Origin of the sequence: Micromonospora sp. DT81.3 (assembly GCF_049847225.1) — a bacterium.
In the GTDB taxonomy this organism is placed as follows: Bacteria; Actinomycetota; Actinomycetes; order Actinomycetales; family Microbacteriaceae; genus Microbacterium.
This window is the reverse complement of sequence record NZ_JBNCNY010000040.1, coordinates 1-1,380: the sequence shown is the minus strand read 5'-3', so window position 1 is coordinate 1,380 and position 1,380 is coordinate 1. Positions and strand designations below refer to the sequence as shown.

Here is a 1,380-nt window from a genome sequence, read left to right as displayed (position 1 = left end):
GACCGCTGATTGAGAATTGCGACATTGATCGTTGGGTAAGGACGTGCCGGCGTGGTCATCAACAGGGACCAGACAACCGACCGGAAGGAAAACGATCATGCCAACGATTTGGGTTGGAATCGACTCAGGGAAGCGGTCGCATCATTGCGTCGTCATCGACCACGCTGGCGCCGTCCTGCTGTCCGAGCGCGTTGAGAACGATGAGGCCGAGCTGCTCGAGCTCATCGCCACGGTCACAGAGCTCGCTGTTGACGGCGAGGTCTGCTGGGCGACGGATCTGAACGCTGGGGGTGCTGCGCTGTTGATCGCGTTGCTCGCCGCGCACGGCCAGCAGGTGCTCTATATCCCGGGCCGGATCGTTCACCACGCGGCGGCAACGTATCGCGGCGATGGGAAGACGGATGCAAAGGACGCGAGAATCATCGCCGACCAAGCGCGCATGCGGACCGACCTGCAACCGGTGCGGCGAGCGGACCAGGTCGCGGTGGACGTGCGGTTGTTGACATCGCATCGCTTCGATGTCATCCACGATCGGGTGCGCGCGATCAACCGTCTTCGGGCGACGCTACTCGAGTACTTCCCTGCACTGGAGCGGTCATTCGACTACTCCAAGAACAAGGCCGCGCTCACCCTTCTCTCTCGCTATACGACTCCCGAAAGCCTCCGCAGAGTCGGCGTCACTCGGCTGACGACATGGTTGAAAGGCCGTGGCTGTCGCAACAGCGCCAAGGTCGCCCAGGCCGCCGTCGATGCTGCGCACGCGCAACACACCGCCCTCGCGACAGAAGCGGTCGGATCTGCCCTCGTGACGAAGCTCGCCGCCCGGATCACTGCGATCGACGAAGAGCTCGCCGGACTCGACGCGCAAATCGCCGCGCACTACGCGCAGCACGAGGACGCCGAGATCCTGCTAAGCCTGCCCGGCTTCGGTCCGGTCCTGGCAGCGACCTTCCTCGCGCAGATCGGCGGCAACTTGGACAACTTTGACACCGTGGACAGGCTCGCCTGCGTGGCCGGGCTCGCGCCCGTCCCACGCGACTCCGGACGCATCAACGGCAACCTCCACCGACCTCGACGATTCAACCGTCGGCTGCTCCGAACCTGTTACCTCGCCGCGCTCTCAAGCCTGAAGAACAGTCCCGCGTCGAGGACCTTCTACGACCGCAAACGCGCCGAGGGGAAGTCACACAAGCAAGCGCTCATCGCCCTCGCGCGACGTCGGATAAACGTCACCTGGGCCATGCTCCGCGACCACACCCCCTACGCCGAACCCGCAGTCAAGAACATCCCCCTTGCCGCTTGACAACTTCATTGAGATTCCCAGTTGCCGGGAACGGACCTGTCGGTCGGCTCGAACCCTCGGTCATGGATCGACAGCAT

At 63.7% G+C, this 1,380-nt stretch carries 1 protein-coding gene; it reads left to right on the top strand.

Going from position 1 to position 1,380, the window contains the following annotated elements:
• Positions 1-97 precede the first annotated feature (97 nt).
• Complete coding sequence (locus tag ACPW96_RS23230; RefSeq protein ID WP_425886107.1) at positions 98-1,303, top strand: IS110 family transposase; 1,206 nt, start codon at positions 98-100, stop codon at positions 1,301-1,303.
• Positions 1,304-1,380: the final 77 nt, after the last annotated feature.